Below are 18,506 nucleotides of genomic sequence, written 5' to 3'. Positions count from 1 at the left end.
TCTATTGAAACCCGGTAGAAGCCGCGGCCTCGTCCGCCGCGCCATGTGCGGGTCCTGCCGGGCCTCGCGGCGGTGTCCCCAGCTCGCGTGCCGCCAAGGCCCAGCTGAGTTCGACCGCGGTGTCCGGGGCGTCGAGGCTGGTGCCGGTGAGCTCCTCGAAACGGCGCAGCCGGTAGCGGACGGTGTTGACATGGACGTGTGCGCTGCGAGCGACTTCGCGGATGTGCCGTCCGCTCTCGAAGTATCCCCGCACCGACTCCTCGATGAGCGCACCGAACTCCCCCTCCGCCTCCAGCGGGCGCAGATAGCGGTCGAGCAGCAACTCGGCAAGTTCCGGTTCGGCGACGACCGCCACCCGCCAGGACAGGTCGCTCAGGTCGTACACGCCGCGCAGACCGTACGCGCGGGCGGCTTGCAGCAGCCTGCCGGCCGTGCGGAAGGAGAGGTGCACCGTGGCCAGGCCTGTCGGCGGGCCCACCCCCGCCGACACCTCCAGGTCACCGGTCGTCGGCTTTGCCTCGACGACTCCGGCGACAACCTCGTCCAGCACGGTGAGCAGCGCGCTTCGGCCGTTCCTGCGGCCGTGGGACTCCAGGGCGTGTTCCAGCGCATCCGAACCGACGTTGCCGTTCGGTACAGCTGTGATGGCCCGGTACGGCCGCGACGGGTCCAGTCCGTAGATCGCCGCACCGCTGTGGATCTCCGCCGAGCTCAGCGTCCCGTAGAGCAGTCCACGCAGGAAGTCGGCGCGGCGGCGGGCGTCGGACAGGGCGGACGCGACCTCCGCCTGCCGGTGGACCGCGGCGATCTGCAGACTCGCGACGTCCGCGAGCTCCCACAGACACTTGGTGCGGTCGACGATGAGGCCGGGGTCCAGCCCGCGTTCGGTCGCCTCGGCGAGGAACAGATCCCGTATCGCGCTCAGCGCCCGGCGGAAGGCCCGGAGCCCGTCGCTGAGCGGCACGCCTCGGGCGGCCCGGTCCCGGGCCACATCGGCTTCGTCGAAGTCCTCCGGCGCGGGGACCGTCCCCTCTCTCACCACCGTGAGAGCCCGCTGGAAGTGCCGATGCCAGATCCCGTCCAGGAGTTCCCGCGGTACCGCGCGGTAGGACGGGATCTGGTCCGCCAGATCCGTGTGCAGCCGCCCGCCCACGTGCGTCTGCTGCGCGGCCATCGCGGCGATGACCCGTTCGAGGGGCGCCGCCACGCCCGACTGCCCGCCCATGGGCCTCTTCTCCGCCCCTTTGGCCTTGGCCGTTGTGCAACTGAACAATATGCCGTCCTCCGGCCTTGGCCGGGAAGCCGTCGACAACCCGCCGCCCCTGAAAGCACAGTGGCACGGCGGCAAAGGGTGCCCGTATCGACGCGCACGCGCCGAGGCGCCGAGGCGCCGATCGACCGTGCTCAGAGCTGCCCTCGTGCTACCGCCCCGTCCCGACGAAGAGTGCGGAGTCCATCATGACCGACGACCACCATCACCGCCCCCACCACGACGGACCGGACACCGGCCCGCGCCTCGCACCGCTGCCCGAGGACGATTGGGACCCGTCCACCCGCGAGCTGCTCGCCGGCATTCCCCGGGACGCCGACGGCCACCTCGCCAACGTCTTCACCACCTTGGTGCGCCACCCCGGCCTCTTCCGGCACTTCCTCCCGTTCGGCAGCCATCTGCTGCGCGACGGCCGTCTACCGGACCGGACCCGGGAACTGCTGATCCTGCGCACCGCGTGCAACACCCGGGCCGGTTACGAATGGGGCCGGCATGTACCGCTGGCCAGGGCCGCCGGAGTCACCGACGAGGAGATCCGGCGGGTCGCCGCGGGCCCGGACGCCCAGGGGTGGGCGACGGCCGACGCCCGTCTGCTGCGCGCCGCCGACGAACTGCACCGGGACACACGCCTGTCCGCAGCCACCTGGTCCGCACTCGCCGCCGATCACGACGAGGCACAGCTGATCGAAATCACCATGCTCGTCGGTCAGTACCACATGGTCGCGTTCTTCCTGAACTCCGCCGGTACGCGGCTCGAGCCCGGCTACGAAACGGAGACCCTGCCCGGGCCCACCGGAGCCGACGCGGACCCGGCGGAGGGGGCACACACCGATGCCTGAGCCCCGGCACACCGCTACCCACCCGGTCGGCCTCCTTACCGGCCGGAACGTACTCGTCGTCGGAGCGGGCACTCGCCCCACCGACGATCCGAAGGCCCCAGTGGGCAACGGGCGGGCGGTGGCCGTACTCGCCGCCCGCGAGGGAGCCTCGGTGGCCTGCGCCGACGTCTCCCCCTCCGCCGCGGCAGCCACTGCCGCCCTGGTCGATGAGGAGGGCGCCCGTGGCCTGCCCGTGGTCGGTGACGCCACGGATGCCGGCCAGTCCTTGGCCATGGTCACCGAAGCACTCCGCGAACTCGGCTCGCTCGATGCGATCGTGGTCAACGTCGGGATCGGCCTCGGTGCGGGCCTGGCGGAGACCTCTCCGCAGCAGTGGGAGCGTGTGCTCTCGCTCAACCTGAGCGCCCCCTTCTTCGCCGCCAAGTACGGACTGCCCGCCATCGCCGACGGAGGATCGATCGTCTTCGTCGGTTCCGTGGCCGGATTGCGCGCGGCCACCAACTCGCCCGCCTACGACAGTTCCAAGGCAGGCCTGTTCGGTCTCACCCGCCATGTCGCCAAGGAGGGCGCGCCGCGCGGGATCCGTGCCAACCTGGTCGTCCCGGGCCTGATCGACACCCCGATGGGCCGCGAGGCCTCGGCCGGACGGGCGTCGCGTACCGCCTCGTTCAGCCGCATACCGCTAGGGCGCCAGGGCACCGCCTGGGAGGTGGCCGAAGCCGTCACCTTCCTGCTCTCCGAGCGCGCCTCCTACATCACCGGGCAGAGCCTGGTGGTGGACGGAGGCCTGAACGCCGTCTGAGCACCTGAGTACCTGTCCGCACGGTGCCGACGGGGCGGGGGCGGTCCCAGGGGCAGGGCATCGACCGGGACCGCCCCCGCCGCTCACTTCGTCAGCGGGCCGAACTCCTTGCGGGTGTCCACCGGCTTGCCGAACAGCTGCCACCGCTCGCCCTTGAACCGCGCCAGCTGCATCGTCTCGAGCGGGAAGGCGTCGTCGGGGCCCGTGGACATGGTGACCCCGGGCAGCAGCATGCCCACCTTCACGTCCTTCAGGCTGCGCACCGCGTCCCGCAGTCCTTCCCTGGTCGGGCACTTCATCGAGTCCAGGGCCTTGTGGAGGCTGGAGGCCACGGCCCAGCCATAGGCGTTGAACTGGTTGGCCGGGTCGGCGTCGGGAGCGTACTTGTGCATGGCGCTCGTGTAGGTCTTCATCTCGGGGTCGTTCGCCCACTGCGGGTCGGCGGGGTCCTTGAAGTAGGTCGCCGAGACCACGCCCTGCACGTTCTTGAACCCGACGGGCTGGAGCACGGCGACCGACGAAGCCACGTTGTTCACGATGTGCAGCGGGTTCCATTTGGTGTTCCTGGCGTCGGCGGCGAGGGCCTGGCTGCCGAACTTGGGGGTGGTGACGTCCAGCAGCACGTCCGCCTTCGAGCGGGAGAGGCTCGCCATCTGTGCCGACACGGACGGATCGGTGACCTCGTAGCTCTCCTCGGCGACCACCTTGATGCCACTGCCGGCGACGGCCTTCTTGAACCCGCCGAGCAGGTCCTTGCCGAAGTCGTCGTTCTGGTAGAGGACCGCCACCTTGGCCTTCGGCTTCTTGTCCTTCAGGTACTTGGCGTACACCCTGGCCTCGGCCACGTAGTTGGGCTGCCAGCCGATGGTCCAGGGATGCCTGGTGTCCGTGCCCCAGACGGAGGCACCCGTGGCGACAAAGGGCTGCGGCACCTTCTGCTTGTCGAGGTAGTCCCACACAGCCGCCGTGGAAGGAGTGCCCAAGGTCTGGAACACGGCGAAGACCTTCTCCTGCTCGACGAGTCTGCGGGCCTCCTCGACCGCCTTGGGCGGCTGGTAGCCGTCGTCGCGGACGATGAACTGCACCTTGCGGCCGTCTATGCCGCCCTTGTCGTTGACGTACTTGAAGTAGGCGGCCACGCCCTTGCTGATCGTGCCGTACGCAGAGGCGGGTCCCGACAGCGGATAGATCCCGCCCAGCTTGACGGTCTTGTCGGTGATGCCGGTGGTCTGCTGGCCCTTGCACGCGCCACCGGCGGTGGTGGACTGGCCGTCCTGGCCTCGCTGGCTGCTGCAGGCGGTGGCGGTGAGCAGGGCGGCGGTCGCGGCCGCAGCCGCCCGCAGAGCGGTCGTCTTGCGCATGTGGTTCATTCCTTTTCCGTGCGGGGCGGTGCGCCCACGGGTTCGGCGTCGACAACTGCGGAGTCCGCAGGGGTGAGGGTCGTGGCGGGTCGGGATCCTGCCGGGGACTTCGGTTTCGCATCGGGTGCGGAGTCGGCTTCGGGTGGTGAATCCGCTTCGGGCGCGTAGTCCGCCTCGGGCGCGTAGTCCGCCTCGGGCGCGTAGTCCGCCTCGGGCGTCCGTTCGAGCGCGGGAGTGGTGCGGGGCAGGCGATGGGCGACAGCGCCCAGGACACGGCCCGGCAGACCGGCCAGTCCCGTCGGGGCCACGAACATCACCGTGACGATCAGCAGGCCGAACACGACTCCCGGTGCCGCCTCGCTGATGTCCTGGGACACGCTCGGCACGTACATCACGAACGCCGCGCCCAGCAGGGGTCCGTACAGCGAGGCGAGCCCCCCGACCACCAGGCCGGCCAGCAGGGTGATGGACAGAACGAAGCTGAAGGAGTCGGGCGAGACGAAGCCGATCACCCAGGTGTACAGACACCCGGCGACACCCGCGAACATCGCGCTCCACGCGAAGGCGAGGCTCTTGTGCAACGACAGCCGCACGCCCATGACCTCGGCGGCGCTCTCGTTGTCCCGCACGGCGAGCAGTGCCCGGCCGACCCGGGACCGCAGCAGGTTGCGGGCGAGCAGCAGGGCCACCGCGGTGACGGCGAGGACGACGAAGTACATCCACTGGTCCTCGGCCAGCCCGCTCCAGGCGGGCGGCTGCAGCTTGTCCACGGTCAGGCCCATGGAGCCGCCCGTCACCGGTTCGAGCCGCTTGAGCAGGGGTGGCAGGAACACCGCGAACGAAAGGGTGACCAGGGCCAGGTACAGCCCGCGCAGCCGTAGGGCGGGCACTCCGAACCCGAGGCCCAGCAGGAAGCATCCGGCGGCCGCGACCGGCAGCGTGGCCAGGTGGCCGGAGTCGTACCGGTCGAGCATGACCGCCGCCGTGTAGGCCCCCGCCGCGAAGAACGCGCCGTGCCCCAGCGAGATCTGCCCGCCGAAGCCGACCAGCAGGTTCAGCCCGGCCAGCGCCACGGCGTACAGGAGCACCATGGTCAGCTGGAAGACCTGGAAGGGGGCGAAGTAGAAGGGTGCTCCGACGGCGACCGCGCCCGCAAGCAGGACAGTGAGCGCGGCCCGCAGCCGCCGGGCCCGGTCGGTGGCGAGCGCCGTTGTGATGGTGTTCATGCGCGCTCCACCGCCGCCCGTCCGAACAGGCCCTGGGGCCGCACCAGCAGCACCGCCAGAATGATCACGAGGGGGACGCCCACCTTCAGATCGGCACCGATCACGTCCACGTACGTCCCGGTCAGGGTCTCGGCGACGCCCACGAACAGGCCGCCGACGACCGCGCCCACCGGGCTGTCGAAGCCCCCCAGGGTGGCCGCGGCGAACGCGTAGATCAGCACGCCGCCCATCATGTTGGGCTCCAGGAACAGCACCGGGGCGACGAGCACGCCCGACACCGCGCCGACCGACGCGGCCAGCCCCCAGCCGAGCATCAGCACCCGTCCCACCCGGATGCCCGACAGCCGGGCGGAGGTGGGGTTGCACGCGACCGCCCGCATCACCAGGCCGATGGACGTGTGCTGGAACAGCAGATAGAGCAGGCCCATCACGACGGCCACCACGCCGAGAATCCCGAGCGTCGAATAGTCCACACGCACCCCGGCCAGGTCGAGCCCGCCGTCGGGGAAGGGCTCGGGGAAGTCCTTCACGGTGAACGACCAGATCAGGCCGGCCAGCGCGTTGACGAAGATGAACAGGCCGACCGTGACGATGACCACCGTCAGCTCGGGCGCGCCCTGCACGGGGCGGATGACGATCCGCTCGACCAGCATGCCGCCGGCGAAGGACACCGCGATGGTGACCGGCAGCGCCAGCCAGAACGGCATCCCGGACGCCACCAGCTGCCAGGCGACGTACGTGGAGAGCATGGCCAGCTCGCCCTGCGCGAAATTGACGATCCCCGTGAACCGGTGGATCAGCACGAGGGCCAGCGCCAGGCTGGCGTACACCGCTCCGGAGCCCAGTCCTTCCACCACTTGCTGGAGAAGATCGGTCACAGCGCTCACCCGGCCTTGCGCGAGCGGACGGAGACACCGAGATACACCTCTGCGACCTGCCCGTCCGCACGGATCTGTGCTGCCGGTCCGGACAGCGCCAGGCGGCCGGCCTCCAGTACGTGCGCCCGGTGCGCGATGTCCAGCGCCAGCTGGGCGTTCTGCTCGACGACGACCACGGTGGTTCGTTCCTCCTCGTTGACGGCACGGACGATCTCGAACAGCTCGCGCGTGACCAGTGGCGCGAGACCCAGGGACGGCTCGTCCAGGAGCAGCAGCGAGGGCCGCAGCATCAGCGCCCTGCCGATGGCGAGCATCTGCTGCTCCCCGCCGCTGAGGCTGCCTGCGGTCTGCCGCGACCGCTGGCGCAGTCTGGGGAAGTGGCCGTAGATCCGTTCCAGGTCGGCCGCCACGGCCGCACGCTCGGCGCGGCCCCGCCACCGGGAGCCGGTGCGGAGGTGGGCGCCGATGCGCAGGTTCTCCTCGACGGTCAGGTCGTTGAAAGTGCCCCGACCCTCGGGGACATGCGCGACGCCGAGCCTGGCGGCCTGCTCGGGCGAGCGGCCCAGCAGCTCGGTGCCGTTCAGAGTGACCGAGCCGCGGCCGCGGACCATGCCGCTCAGCGCCCGCAGCGTCGTGGTCTTGCCCGCGCCGTTGGGTCCGAGGATCGCGCACACCTCACCGCGGGCGACTGAGAAGTCGAGGCCCTGGAGCACACGGGCCTGGCCGTATCCGGCGTGCAGGCCGGATACCTTCAGGATCTCCGGCTCCGCGCTCGCCGCGGCCTCGGTGCGGTCAGTGGTGGGCTCGCTCATGCGGCCGCCCCCAGGTACGCCTCGACGACCGCCGGGTCGCGCTGGATCTCCTCCGGCGAGCCCTCGGCGATCTTGCGGCCGAAGTCGAGGCAGACCACCTTGTCGCACAGGCCCATCACGAACCCCATGTGGTGTTCGACCACCACGAGCGTGAGGTCGAACTCCTGGCGCACCGACCGGACCAGATCCGCGAATTGGCCGACCTCGCCGTGGCTGAGCCCGTTGACGGGTTCGTCGAGCAGTAGCAGCCGGGGCTGTACCGCGAGGGCCCGGGCGAGTTCGACGCGTTTGAGCGTGCCGAACGGCAGCCCGGAGGCGGGGTGGTCGGCGACGTCCGCCAGGCCGAGCCGCTGTAGCAAGTCGTCCGCCCGGTCACGTAGTTCCCTCTCCTCCCGCCGGACGCGGGGCAGCCGGAGCGCCGCGGCGAGGTGTCCTGTGCGCCCCCGGCTGTGGGCGCCGATCATGACGTTCTCCCGGACCGTGAGCCGCGGGAACAGGCCCAGGTTCTGGAAGGTGCGGGCGATGCCGCGCCCGGCCACGGCGTGTGGAGGGAGGGCCAGCAGGTCCTCGTCCTCGAACCGCATGTCTCCTCCGTCGGGAGTGCAGCGCCTGGTGAGGCAGTTGAACAAGGTGGTCTTGCCGGCTCCGTTCGGCCCGATGAGCCCCACGGCGGTGCCCGGCTCGACGGTGAACGCGACACCGTCCAGTGCCGTGATCCCGCCGAAGCGCACGGTGATACCGTCGACCGCGAGCATGAGTGACGCCCCTTCCGACGTGCTGGGGGGTGGGAGAGCGTCACAGTAGGTGGAGGCGTTCCAGCCGCACATTGGGTGTGAGCACCCAACTTCCCGGCCGCCGGACTGTGCGCCGCGCACAGGTGCCGGGAGATGTCTCAGGCCGAGCCTGTTGACGGAGCACGAGTCGGACGGCGACGATCTGCGCCATGCCTCGCGGTCCTGCCCTGGGCACCCCCCAGTTTTCCGAATCCCTCCGCCGGGAGCGGCGGCGGATCCTGCATGCCGTCCACGACCGGGTCGAGGAGGTGGCGGAGACCGCCGTCGAGGTGATGCGCGCGGAGATCCCGTCGTACGCGCTGCAGGGCGAACGGTTCTTCGACGAGGTACGGGAGCAGGTGCTCGAGCACTACCGGATGCAGCTGGCGGCGCTGGCCGGCGACCGGGACATCGCTCCCGAAGACCTGGTCTTCAGCCGGGCGGCAGCCATGCGCCGAGCCCGCGCGGGGTTCGCTCTGGAGGACTGGATCAGTGCCTTCCGGGTCGGCCGGCAGGTGATGTGGGACGCGATGCTGGAGTGCGCGGGCACGTCCGCCGAGGCCCAGCAGGCCGCACTGTCCCTCGTCACCCCGCTGATGCGGTACGTCGACTACGCCAGCACCCATGCCGCGCAGGCATACGTCGAGTATCAGCAGCACGTGGTGGCGGACGCCGACCGGGAACGCCGGGATCTCCTGGACCAGCTCCTGGCCGGCGTGGCACCGACCCGCGGTCCGCTGCTCGCCGCGGCCCAGGCGTACGGCATCGGACCGCGCTCGCCGATGATGGCGGTCGTGGCCGTCTGCGTAGGTGATACACACTCGGGAGACCACACCTCGGCCGAGAACGGGTATGCCACCAGCGCGTCGATCAGCGTCGCCGGGCCTTGGGCCGGCCGGACCCTGGTCGTCGTGCGCCACGGCGAGGTGGTGGCCGTGCCGGTGCTCCGGACCGGCATGGACGCGGACGACATCTGCGCCCACTTCGAGGCCGTACAGGAGCGGCTCGCGCGAAAGGGCACCATGCTCTGCATGGGCATCAGCACGGTCGCCCGGGGCGCGTCCGAACTGCCGCGCGCGTACGAGGAGGCGCGGGCCGCTCTCGACCTGGTGCCGAGCGGGGGCGGAGTGGCGGCGCTGCCCCGGCTGTCCCCGTTCGACTACCTGGCGCTGCGCGCCGACGACCTCGCTCGCCAGTTGGTCGATCCCCGGGTGCGGGTGCTGCTGGAGGAGGACCGCAGGCGTGGCGACATGCTGGCCGCCACCATACGGGCCTTCGCGGAGGCGGACCTCAATCTGCGGCTGGCCGCCGACCGGCTGCGGGTGCACCACAACACGGCGCATTACCGGTTGCGCCGGATCGAGGAACGCACCGGCCGCAACCCGCGCCGGATCGCCGACCTCCTGGAACTGCTGGTCGCCCTCGCTATCCGCGACGGGGCCGGGGAAGGTGAGGATTGCCAGTGAGCGGCATCGTGGAGTCCGCCGGGACCGAGGCGGCACGTCAGCTGCCGGGCGGGCAAGAAGGGACGGGCCTGCCGGAGGAACTCGCCGGGCAGAGCCAAACGGTCCGGCGTGCGCTGCTGGACGCCGCGCTGGCGGTGTTCACCGAGCGCGGTTACACCGACGCCGGCCTCACCGAGATCGCGGCGCGCTCCGGCATCCCGGTGGGCACCCTCTTCCAGCACTACGGCGGAAAGCGAGGGCTTTACCTCGCCCTGTGGGAGGAGTTCCGGGAGGAACAGGAGGGCCGGACCGCGACCACGCTGGCGTCCGAGCGAAGCCGCGGTGTGGACGACCCCGTCGCTCTCTTCGTGGCGGGAGCCAGGGCGTACCTGGAGGGCGCCTGGGACAATCGGAGGCTCGGCAGACTCCTCGTGGAGGACGACGCCCCCGCGGGCTTCGACGCGCTGCGCCGCCAGTGGGACCGCGCATGGGTACGGCGCAACGCCCGGCTGCTGGAGGTGGACGAGCGGCGCCGCGCCGGCCGGGTCCGGGTGAGCGTGTTGACCACCGTCATCGGCGGGGCGGCGCGCGAGCTCGGTGACTGCGGAGACGAGACGGAGGCCCGGGAGATCGTGGACGAGGTGTGCGGCATCCTGATCCACCTGTCGGCCCGGTCCGGCTGAGAGGCCCGGCGCATGGCCGGGGCAACACTGACGCCCACAGCCCGACGACGGCCGAGGCCGATCCGGTCGAGGACAGGCTGCCCGGCGAAGTCGACGCCGAGGGGCTTGAAGCAGCGACTCACCGCCCGGCGTCGGTTCCGATGCCGTCCGGCGCTGGAAGCCGATGCCGGCTCCTCGTCCGAAGGGGAGCGCATCACCGAGGAGCTGACCACCGTCGATCACCATCGTCTCACCGGTGATCCAACTCGCGGCGTCAGAGACGAGAAAGGCGACCGCCCAGGCGATGTCGGTAGCCTCCCCGATGCGTCCAAGTGCCGTCGCTGCGGCGACGGCCTGCTCATGCTCCTTCCACAGAGCCTCGGCCAGCTTCGTGCGCACCACACCTGGTGCCACTGCGTTGACGCGGACCTTCGGCGAGAGTTGCGAACGGCCGTGAGCGGCGGGCTTCGACCCGGCTCAGGCTGCCGGGTCAGCGGTGGTCGGGGAACCGCAGGGCGTTCGCCCAGAGCCGTGTGACCGTGGACACGAGCTCCTCGAAGTCCACGGGCGTGCCTTCTCCCTGCCGTTCGCCGAGCACGAAGGCGTTGTAGGCCATGACGCTGACCATGCCCGACAACGCACGGGAGGCCAGCATCGGATCGACCTCACGATCTGCGACACCCCGCGCCTGCAGGTCGGCAATGCCGCGGGCATTGCGGCGGATGAACGCGTCAGCACGTCGGCTGCGGAACCTACGGAACTCCGGCTCCACTTGCGCGACCTGCTCAAGCAGCCCCATCAGCTTGGCATTGCGCTTGTATGCCTCGAGATACGCGCGATTGCTCGCCTCGAGTACCGCATAGGGATCGTCGCTACCCTCCACCCGGGCCATGCCGGGGTGCAGCATGTCCTCCTGCGCCTCCAGGAGGACGGCGGCGAGCACCTCTTCCTTGTTGGCGAAGTAGGTGTAGAACGATCCCGCCGCACACTGTGCCTCTTTGGTGATGTCGGTCAGGCGGGTGTCGAGGTAGCCGTCCCGTTCGAACACCTTCCGCGCGGCCGTCACCAGAGCGGCTCGTGTCCGCGCTCCGCGCTTCGTCGTGGGAGGCTCGCGAAGGTGCGAGAGGGGCGCCATGGGGGGTGCCTTCTCGCCGTCGATCTCCTCGGGAGCGGTGGTGTCCATCGCCGAAACTGTACTTGAATCCGACGCCATGGTCACAAACTGTGTCCGCCGGAGGAGAGGTGTTCGGTGGGGGCGGCAACGTGGCCGGGCGCGGTGTCCCGGGTCAGACCGGTACGGTCGATGGACCGCTTGAGGATCTTCCCGGTCGGACCCTTGGGCAACACGTCGACGAACCGGACGATGCGCGGGATCTTGTAGGCGGACAGCCGCTCTCGCGCCCAAACCGACACCTCGGCGGCTCCGAGCTCGGAACCGGGCCGGGTGGCAACGAGCGCGGCGACCTCCTCACCGTAGTGCTCGTCGGGCACGCCGATCACGGCTGCCTCGACGATGTCCGGATGCTCGTAGAGCACTTCCTCGACCTCACCGGGGTAGACGTTGTAACCGCCGCGGATGATCAGGTCCTTGATGCGGTCGACGATGCGCAGGTCGCCGTCCGTGTCGGTTTCACCGAGGTCACCGGTCCGGAACCAGCCGTCGGACGAGAGGGCCGCGGCAGTGTCCGCGGGGCGGTTCCAGTAACCGCGCATCACCGTGGGTCCTTTGATGTGGACCTCGCCGACGGTACCTGGCGCACACTCGTTGCCGTCGTCGTCGCACACCTGAACCTGCAGCCGTGGGGCTGCCCTAACGCTGGCCATGGTCGGCGCCTTCCTAGATATGGGCAGGTGACGGTGCGGCTCTTCCCCCCCCTTGCCGATCAGTTGACTCGGTCAACCGGTCAGGCCCTGATCCCGAAGCGTTCGGCGAGTTGGCGACGGGTGTCGGTGGCACTGGTGTGCAGTACGCCGGCGATTCCGATCCGCGCCGCCCCGTCGAGGTTCTGCCGCAGATCGTCGATCATGACTGCCTCCTCGGGGTCGATGCCGAGGCGTTCACATGCGATCCCGTAGATCCGTCGGGAGGGCTTGCGGATCCCGACCTCGGCGGAGATGACGACTGCATCGGCAACAGCGGCGAGGTCGACGCCGTCGTAGGTGCCGGTGCCGAACGAATTGGACACGAGCGCAACGGGATGCCCGGCGGCCCGAAGATCATCGAGCAGGGTGAGCATGTCCTGGTCGATCGACACGCCCGTTTGCATCCGGGCCGTGAGCCCCTCGGCCTCGACGTCGGCGCCGTGGACGCGGAGACGTTCAGCGAATCCTCGCTCGAAGGCCTCGTTGTCGATCCGGCCGCACTCGTGGTCGGCCAGGAGGGTGCGTGACGGCCGGTCCCGGCCGAGGAGCTCCAACGGCAGGCGCGGGTCGCCGCCGAGGGAGGCGCCGAAGTCGGTGAAGGCCCGCAGCACACTGGAGGTGATGACCCCGCCGAAGTCCACCAGGACCGCGGTTCGGGATTTGTCCACCGCGTTCGACACGGTATCCACGCCTCTTTCGTAGTCGGATTGCGCCCGGCAGGGCTGCCGGGCTCAGGCGACCTCGAACAGTCCGGCTGCGCCCATGCCGCCACCGACGCACATAGAGATCACCACATACCGGACACCGCGGCGCTTGCCCTCGATGAGGGCATGCCCCACGAGCCGGGCACCGGTCATTCCGTACGGATGACCGACCGAGATCGCGCCGCCATTGACGTTGAACCGCTCGGGGTCGATGTGCAGTTCGTCGCGGCAGTACAACGCCTGGGAAGCGAAGGCCTCGTTGAGCTCCCACAGGCCGATGTCGTCGACGGTGAGGTTCTGCTGCTTCAGCAGCTTCGGAATCGCGAACACCGGCCCGATGCCCATCTCGTCCGGGCCGCAACCAGCGACTGCCATGCCCCGGTAGACACCCAGCGGTTCCAGTCCGCGGCGCTCGGCCTCCCTCGACTCCATCAACACCGACGCCGAGGCCCCGTCCGACAACTGCGAGGAGTTGCCCGCCGTCACGCTGGCATGCTCACTCACCTGGCCGTCGGGCAGCACCGGCGCCAGCCCGGCCAGACCCTCGAGCGTCGTCGACGCGCGGTTGCCCTCGTCCCGGGTCAGGGTGACCTCCTCGCGCCGCACCTCCCCGGACTGCTTGTCGAGCACGTTCTTGACGCTGTTGAGCGCGACGATCTCCTGGTCGAACCGGCCGGCCTCCTGCGCCGCCGCGGTGCGCTGTTGTGACACCAGCGCGAACTCGTCCTGGCGTTCCCGGCTCACGCCGTACCGTTCGGCGACGATCTCCGCCGTCTGCAACATCGGCATGTAGATGCTCGGCTTGCGCTCGACCAGCCAGGGATCCGTCATGCGGTGCGTGTTCATGTGCTCGTTCTGCACCAGGGAGATCGACTCGACACCGCCGCCGACAGCGATCTGCATGCCGTCCACGACAATCTGCTTGGCGGCCGTCGCCATGGCCATCAGGCCCGACGAGCACTGCCGGTCGATCGACATCCCCGACACCGTGTCCGGAAGCCCCGCACGAAGAGCGGCCTGACGCGCGACATTGAAGCCGGCCGACCCCTGCTGTACGGCACAGCCGAGGATGACGTCCTCGACCTCGCCGCCCTCGAGCCCGGCGCGCTGCACGGCGTGGGACAGGGCATGGGCGGAAAGTTCCTGCGCCTGAGTGTCGTTGAACGCGCCGCGGTAAGCCCTTCCGATCGGCGTCCGTGCCGTCGAAACGATGACTGCTTCCCTCATGTCGCCTCACTGGTCTTGTTGGTCCGGGTCGCCCCAGAGCCTCGCGAGCGGAATTCCGGGCTGCGTGAGCCGAGCTCGATGCCGGCAGTCCCTTCCGAACGCCAACTGCCCTGCTCTGATGGCTCATTGGCCGCCTCCCCCCGTGCCCGACGGCATGAGCCATAGCCACAGGGGGGCGGGAGTCGGCCTCCGGATCCGGTTATAGTTGAATCCGGCGTCACATTCAACAGGGCAGTCCACCCCACCAGTAAGCGATCACGCTCACGGCCTTGACAGCCCGCCTCTCCACCTGAAGGCTACCGACCAGTCGGTACGAAGAGGTGGGGCGTGACTGAGCTGAGCATCTCCACGGATGCGGGCGTGTTCGACGCGATCGTGGCGGGTCCGCCCGAGGGCCGCCCGGTGCTGCTGCTGCACGGCTTCCCGCAGACTGGGCTGGCCTGGCAACGGCAGATCGCGGCGCTGTCCGCGCACGGCTACCGGGTGGTGGCGCCCGACCAGCGCGGGTACTCCCCCGGCGTCCGCCCCCGGCGGCCCGAGGACTATCGCATGGGCCGTCTCGTCGACGACGTGGCCGCGATCACCGAAGAACTGGGCTGGCCGACGTTCGACCTGGTCGGCCACGACTGGGGAGGCGCGGTGGCCTGGTGGACCGCTCACTCCCACCCCGGCCGCGTTCGCACCCTGACCGTGGTCTCGACCCCGCACCCCGCCGCTCTCGCCACCGCTCTGCGCACCGACCAGGATCAGCGTGAACGCTCGCACTACATGATCGACTGGCGCGAGACACCCGCGACCGAGGAGCGCATGCTCGCCCACGATGCCAGGCAGCTCCGTGAGGTCTACGCCGGAAAGGTCCCGCGGGACAGCGCCGAGGCCTACGTACGGCACCTGTCCCGGCCGGGCGCTCTCACCGCGGCGCTGAACTGGTACCGGGCCGGCCGCCCCGACGGCAGGATCGGCGCCGTCGACGTCCCCACCCTGTACGTCTGGAGCACCGAGGACCGCGCGTTCGGCAAGGCGGCCGCACACGAGACCGGGCAGTGGGTCGACGGGCCGTACCGGTTCGAGATCCTCCGGGACGTCAGCCACTGGGTCCCCGAGGAGGCACCCGAGACGCTGAACCGACTGCTGCTCGAACACCTGCGAACACACGGTGAGTTCGGAACCGCGGCGAGTACCCCGCTCGCCGACTCCCCAGAGAGGTGACCGCATGATGACGGCACGTGCGGCCTGGCGCCGCCTCGAACCCGTGCACGGCATGATCTATTTCGTCCCCGAGGCCAGGCAACGGTACGCGGACCTGGGACTGAGCCGACGCTCCGGGTACTTCGCCTCCCGCAGCGCCGCCTTCGGCCGGGCATCCGCCGAGCTGGTCATCGCGACCTTCTACAACTTCAACCCCGCTTTCGTGCGGCAGGCGGTCGACGGGGCCTGGGACAGGACGACACCGCAGCAGGTGCTGGACGCGCGGTACGCCGCGGCGGGCGAAGCACTGCGACGGGCGGGAGTCCACGAACTGCCCGACCTGCACGAGGTCGTGGCGCTGACCCGCCGGGCCGCCGAGGCGGCCCGCGAACACATGCAGGGCCGCCCGCTGTTCGCCGCGCATGCCGCACTGCCCTGGCCCGAGGAACCGGTACTGCAGCTGTGGCACGCCCAGACGCTGCTCCGGGAGTTCCGCGGCGACGGCCATGTCGCGTGCCTGCTCACCGAGGGCATCGGGGGCCTGGAGGCCCTGATCCTGCACGCAGCCACCGGTGAGGTTCCCGTCGGCCTCCTCAAGGCGAGCCGCGCATGGCCCGAGGAGGAGTGGGCCGGCACCCGGGAGCACCTGCGCGAGCGGGGCCTCCTCGACGGCGACGCCCTGAGCCCGGAAGGCGCGCTCCTGCGCCGGCACATCGAGGACCGCACCGACCGCCTGGCCCTTCCCGCCTACGCCGCCCTGGGTGACGCCGGCTGTGCACGTCTCGCCGAACTCGCGAGCCCCTTCGGCCGCGCCGTCGTCGACGCGGGCCTCCTCACCATGCCGGTCGCGTCGACGCGGCCGGCGTTGTGAACGAATCCCTAGAGGTCGATCACCCGCGCTGTACCGGACCCGGACAGCGGCCACACTGACCTCATGGCTACTGTCAACGGACTGCCCGTGTCCGTCGAGCAGATGACGACGCTCGCCCTGACGAACTACGGGCACTTCACCACCATGCGGCTGGACGACGGAGGAGTCCGCGGACTCTCGCTGCACCTCGCCCGGCTCGTGCAGGACTGCGCCGCGGTCTTCGGGGCACGTCTCGATCCCGAGCGGGTCCTGTCCTGCGTGCGGCAGGAGGTCGGCCGCCGGGCCGGCCCGTTGATCGTGCGCGTCACCGTCTTCGACCCGGCCCTGGACCTGGCGCGCCCGGCCGGGAAGGCCGACCCCCACATTCTCGTGACCACACGCCCGGCCGGTGAGCTCTCCCCGCCTCCGCTCAGGGTCCAGTCCCTCGCCTTCCACCGTGACGCGGCCGCCGTGAAGCACGTCGCGCTCTTCGGCCAGCTCAGGATGCGGCGTGCGGCACAGCTCGCCGGGTTCGACGACGTCCTGTTCACCGACTCCGACGGCCGCATCTCGGAAGGCTGTACCTGGAACATCGGCTTCGTGGACGAGGCCGGACAGGTGGTCTGGCCGGACGCCGAGATCCTGCCGGGCGTCACCATGCGCCTGCTTCGAACGGCCCATCCGGAGAGCACCGCACGCACCGTACGGATCACTGAACTGCGCTCCATGCGGGCCGCCTTCGCCACGAGCGCCGCCGTCGGAGTGCGCGCGATCCACGGCGTCGACGACACGACGTTCCCGGACGACGACGCCGTGCCGGCAACACTGCGGGAAGCCTACGCCGCTCTCCCGACGGAACATCTGTGACGGTCCCTACGACTTTCACTAACCGGACGTCCCTAGGGTCGGGAGGACCAGCACGGCCCTGACGGCGTCAGGGCCTTCCGGTCACGGAAGGGGCATCGGGATCATGACTCCGGCAGGGGACCTCGGCGTTCGTGGTCTGCTCTCCTGGGTGAGCGAGCTCCATTCGCTCGGCACCGCATTGCGCCCCGGGCCGGCTCCCGGGACGGACGGGTACCGGCATGACGGGGGCACCGGTCCGGAGCGTCCCGCGGGCGCCCGACCCGACCGGTCGGCCTGGGCGCCTGCGCTGATCCGCGCCTGGGCGCGCATCGACGGGTGATCGAGCGCATTCTCCCCGCGCGCGTGATGAGCGCCGAAGCCGCCGGGGACCGACCGGAGGCCTGTGCGCACCCACGCGAGGCTCTCGCGGTCCGGCATGCCGTGGCGAGCCGCCGCAGAGAGTTCGCCACGGGCCGCTGGTGCGCACGGCGCGCGCTGTCGGAACTCGGCGTCCCGCCCGCCCCTGTGCTGCGTGGCCCGCACGGTGCGCCGCAGTGGCCGGACGGCGTCGTGGGAAGCATCACCCACTGTGCCGGTTACCGGGCCGCGGTCGTTGCATACAAGTCCTGGTACCCGGCCACGGTCCGGTGGCTCGGATTCGAGGACGCGGGGATCTCCGTGGACCCGCTCGCGGGTTCGTTCCCCGCCCGGATCCTGGTGCCCACACCTCTGCGGCACCAGGGTCGCCCGATCAGCCGGCTCTCCGGCAGATGGCTGGTCGGCGAGGGGCTCGTGCCGGCGGCTCTCACAACCCCCTGCGACCCTTGATCCGCTCCGGGCACCCGTCGGCCCTGCGCCGGCTGCCCCGTGACCCCGCGCCCCCGGTGGCCGGGCGGGCCGACCGTCGCCGCACCAAAGACGGCGAGCAGTCGGCCGAGACGGGCTCGGTGCGCGAACGGGCCGTCAGCCGGGCTCGCCCGCGTCCACCGGCTTCACTTGACGAAGTCCTGCGCCACCTTGGGCGGCCAGGTTCCCACCTTGAGCACGCCCATCGAGTAGGCACGCGAGACGAGCGCGGCCCGGTTGGGGACGCGGAGCTTCCGGAAGAGACAGGTCACGTGGTACTCGACGCCCTGTCGGCTCAGGTACAGGCGCGCCGCCAGGGGAACGGTGGAGACTCCGGCCGCTATGCCTTCGAGGATGCGGGCGTCGACCTCGCTGAGGATCTTCTTGCGGGGTGTGGCCATCGTCGGCTCCGCGGTGTCGCCGAACCCGGTCATCATCAGCCAGATGGCCGAGATGTCCGGCGTTCCGCCGCGCACGGCGAACGCCGTCAGGAAGACCCGGAACGGCGTGCCGTCCGGACCCACCGCGATGACTTCCGTGGCGAACCGGTCACGCCGGCCGTCGGTGAGCCCGGCGAACTGCCTCAGCAAGGGCTCCTGGACGCTGGGGTGCACGAGGTCGACGAAGGACTGGCCCACGAGTTGCGGGGCCGAGCCACCGAACCGGTGGAAGAAATCGTGGTTCGCCTGCTGGAGGGCGAGGTTCCGGTCGAGGCAGGCCGTCGTGAGGCCCGGCTGGTGGAACAGGGGGTGTGTCTGTGCCGGTCCGGCGGGCTCCACCTGGAGATCGGGGGTGCCGGAGTGAGCGAGGTCCGCCGGAATGGGAGCGGAGGTTGCCAAGGAATTACTTCCCTTCATGGCGTGGGGGGTGGCTGGAAATGCGTCGCCGAGCGGCGTGATGCGATCCGTGCGCCC

The 18,506-nt window shown here is 70.4% G+C and carries 20 protein-coding genes and 1 pseudogene; 9 read left to right on the top strand and 12 right to left on the bottom strand.

The window, feature by feature from the left end; genetic code table 11:
- Nucleotide 1: 1 nt before the first annotated feature.
- A complete protein-coding gene (locus AC07DS_RS34455; RefSeq protein ID WP_479151760.1) occupies nt 2-1,225 on the bottom strand; it encodes a PucR family transcriptional regulator in 1,224 nt (407 codons plus the stop codon).
- A 233-nt stretch (nt 1,226-1,458) separates the two neighbouring features.
- On the opposite strand from AC07DS_RS34455, the gene AC07DS_RS34450 reads away from it, so the two are divergent.
- Together AC07DS_RS34450 and AC07DS_RS34445 are read left to right on the top strand one after the other, a co-directional pair.
- Nucleotides 1,459-2,109 (top strand): carboxymuconolactone decarboxylase family protein, encoded by a 651-nt coding sequence (locus AC07DS_RS34450; RefSeq protein ID WP_479151758.1) that lies wholly within the window; start codon nt 1,459-1,461, stop codon nt 2,107-2,109.
- Nucleotides 2,102-2,911, top strand: a complete 810-nt coding sequence (locus AC07DS_RS34445; RefSeq protein WP_479151757.1) for an SDR family NAD(P)-dependent oxidoreductase — start codon at nt 2,102-2,104, stop codon at nt 2,909-2,911. Before AC07DS_RS34450 ends, AC07DS_RS34445 begins: the two co-directional genes overlap by 8 nt.
- An 83-nt stretch (nt 2,912-2,994) precedes the next feature.
- Here AC07DS_RS34445 and AC07DS_RS34440 read toward each other — a convergent pair whose 3' ends face one another.
- Genes AC07DS_RS34440 through AC07DS_RS34420 form a run of 5 tightly spaced genes read right to left on the bottom strand, consistent with a single transcriptional unit; the run spans nt 2,995 to nt 7,943 of the window.
- On the bottom strand, nt 2,995-4,272 hold the full coding sequence (locus AC07DS_RS34440) for an ABC transporter substrate-binding protein (protein WP_479151755.1): 1,278 nt from the start codon (nt 4,270-4,272) through the stop codon (nt 2,995-2,997).
- A gap of 5 nt (nt 4,273-4,277) precedes the next feature.
- Nucleotides 4,278-5,498 (bottom strand): branched-chain amino acid ABC transporter permease, encoded by a 1,221-nt coding sequence (locus AC07DS_RS34435; protein WP_479151753.1) that lies wholly within the window; start codon nt 5,496-5,498, stop codon nt 4,278-4,280.
- Nucleotides 5,495-6,376: a branched-chain amino acid ABC transporter permease gene (locus tag AC07DS_RS34430; protein WP_479151751.1), complete on the bottom strand. Its 882-nt coding sequence runs from the start codon at nt 6,374-6,376 to the stop codon at nt 5,495-5,497. The genes AC07DS_RS34435 and AC07DS_RS34430 overlap by 4 nt, the downstream gene beginning before the upstream one ends.
- Before the next feature lie 5 nt (nt 6,377-6,381).
- Nucleotides 6,382-7,188 (bottom strand): ABC transporter ATP-binding protein, encoded by an 807-nt coding sequence (locus AC07DS_RS34425; RefSeq protein ID WP_479151749.1) that lies wholly within the window; start codon nt 7,186-7,188, stop codon nt 6,382-6,384.
- Complete coding sequence (locus AC07DS_RS34420; protein WP_479151747.1) at nt 7,185-7,943, bottom strand: ABC transporter ATP-binding protein; 759 nt, start codon at nt 7,941-7,943, stop codon at nt 7,185-7,187. The genes AC07DS_RS34425 and AC07DS_RS34420 overlap by 4 nt, the downstream gene beginning before the upstream one ends.
- A 188-nt stretch (nt 7,944-8,131) precedes the next feature.
- Here AC07DS_RS34420 and AC07DS_RS34415 point away from each other — a divergent pair, with 188 nt between their 5' ends.
- On the top strand, nt 8,132-9,427 hold the full coding sequence (locus AC07DS_RS34415; RefSeq protein ID WP_479151745.1) for a PucR family transcriptional regulator: 1,296 nt from the start codon (nt 8,132-8,134) through the stop codon (nt 9,425-9,427).
- On the top strand, nt 9,424-10,089 hold the full coding sequence (locus AC07DS_RS34410) for a TetR/AcrR family transcriptional regulator (protein WP_479151743.1): 666 nt from the start codon (nt 9,424-9,426) through the stop codon (nt 10,087-10,089). The genes AC07DS_RS34415 and AC07DS_RS34410 overlap by 4 nt, the downstream gene beginning before the upstream one ends.
- 219 nt (nt 10,090-10,308) lie before the next feature.
- Here the strand turns inward: AC07DS_RS34410 and AC07DS_RS34405 are convergent.
- The 5 genes and pseudogenes from AC07DS_RS34405 to AC07DS_RS34385 form a co-directional block, all read right to left on the bottom strand.
- Nucleotides 10,309-10,491, bottom strand: a pseudogene (locus AC07DS_RS34405) (SDR family oxidoreductase); the annotation flags it as partial.
- A gap of 67 nt (nt 10,492-10,558) precedes the next feature.
- Nucleotides 10,559-11,251 (bottom strand): TetR/AcrR family transcriptional regulator, encoded by a 693-nt coding sequence (locus tag AC07DS_RS34400; protein WP_479151742.1) that lies wholly within the window; start codon nt 11,249-11,251, stop codon nt 10,559-10,561.
- 32 nt (nt 11,252-11,283) lie between these two features.
- A complete protein-coding gene (locus tag AC07DS_RS34395; protein ID WP_479151741.1) occupies nt 11,284-11,892 on the bottom strand; it encodes a class I adenylate-forming enzyme family protein in 609 nt (202 codons plus the stop codon).
- Nucleotides 11,893-11,972: 80 nt separating this feature from the next.
- Nucleotides 11,973-12,599, bottom strand: coding sequence for an HAD family hydrolase (locus AC07DS_RS34390; RefSeq protein ID WP_479151740.1), 627 nt, complete (start codon nt 12,597-12,599; stop codon nt 11,973-11,975).
- A 63-nt stretch (nt 12,600-12,662) separates the two neighbouring features.
- On the bottom strand, nt 12,663-13,862 hold the full coding sequence (locus tag AC07DS_RS34385; protein ID WP_479151739.1) for an acetyl-CoA C-acyltransferase: 1,200 nt from the start codon (nt 13,860-13,862) through the stop codon (nt 12,663-12,665).
- Between the two features lie 327 nt (nt 13,863-14,189).
- On the opposite strand from AC07DS_RS34385, the gene AC07DS_RS34380 reads away from it, so the two are divergent.
- From AC07DS_RS34380 to AC07DS_RS34360, 5 genes are all read left to right on the top strand, one after another.
- Entirely contained in the window at nt 14,190-15,071 is an 882-nt protein-coding gene (locus AC07DS_RS34380) for an alpha/beta fold hydrolase (protein WP_479151737.1), read from the top strand.
- Nucleotides 15,072-15,075: 4 nt separating this feature from the next.
- Entirely contained in the window at nt 15,076-15,921 is an 846-nt protein-coding gene (locus AC07DS_RS34375; RefSeq protein WP_479151735.1) for an SCO6745 family protein, read from the top strand.
- Nucleotides 15,922-15,984: 63 nt separating this feature from the next.
- Nucleotides 15,985-16,767, top strand: coding sequence for an aminotransferase class IV (locus AC07DS_RS34370; RefSeq protein ID WP_479151733.1), 783 nt, complete (start codon nt 15,985-15,987; stop codon nt 16,765-16,767).
- Nucleotides 16,768-16,870: 103 nt separating this feature from the next.
- A complete protein-coding gene (locus AC07DS_RS34365) occupies nt 16,871-17,086 on the top strand; it encodes a hypothetical protein (RefSeq protein ID WP_479151731.1) in 216 nt (71 codons plus the stop codon).
- Nucleotides 17,083-17,574: a 4'-phosphopantetheinyl transferase family protein gene (locus AC07DS_RS34360; RefSeq protein WP_479151729.1), complete on the top strand. Its 492-nt coding sequence runs from the start codon at nt 17,083-17,085 to the stop codon at nt 17,572-17,574. Before AC07DS_RS34365 ends, AC07DS_RS34360 begins: the two co-directional genes overlap by 4 nt.
- Before the next feature lie 164 nt (nt 17,575-17,738).
- On the opposite strand, the gene AC07DS_RS34355 is transcribed toward AC07DS_RS34360, so the two are convergent.
- Nucleotides 17,739-18,449 (bottom strand): helix-turn-helix transcriptional regulator, encoded by a 711-nt coding sequence (locus tag AC07DS_RS34355; RefSeq protein ID WP_479151727.1) that lies wholly within the window; start codon nt 18,447-18,449, stop codon nt 17,739-17,741.
- Nucleotides 18,450-18,506 lie beyond the last annotated feature (57 nt).

It is taken from the genome of Streptomyces sp. NPDC044064 (assembly GCF_056434245.1).
This window is presented reverse-complemented; position numbering and strand designations above follow the sequence as displayed.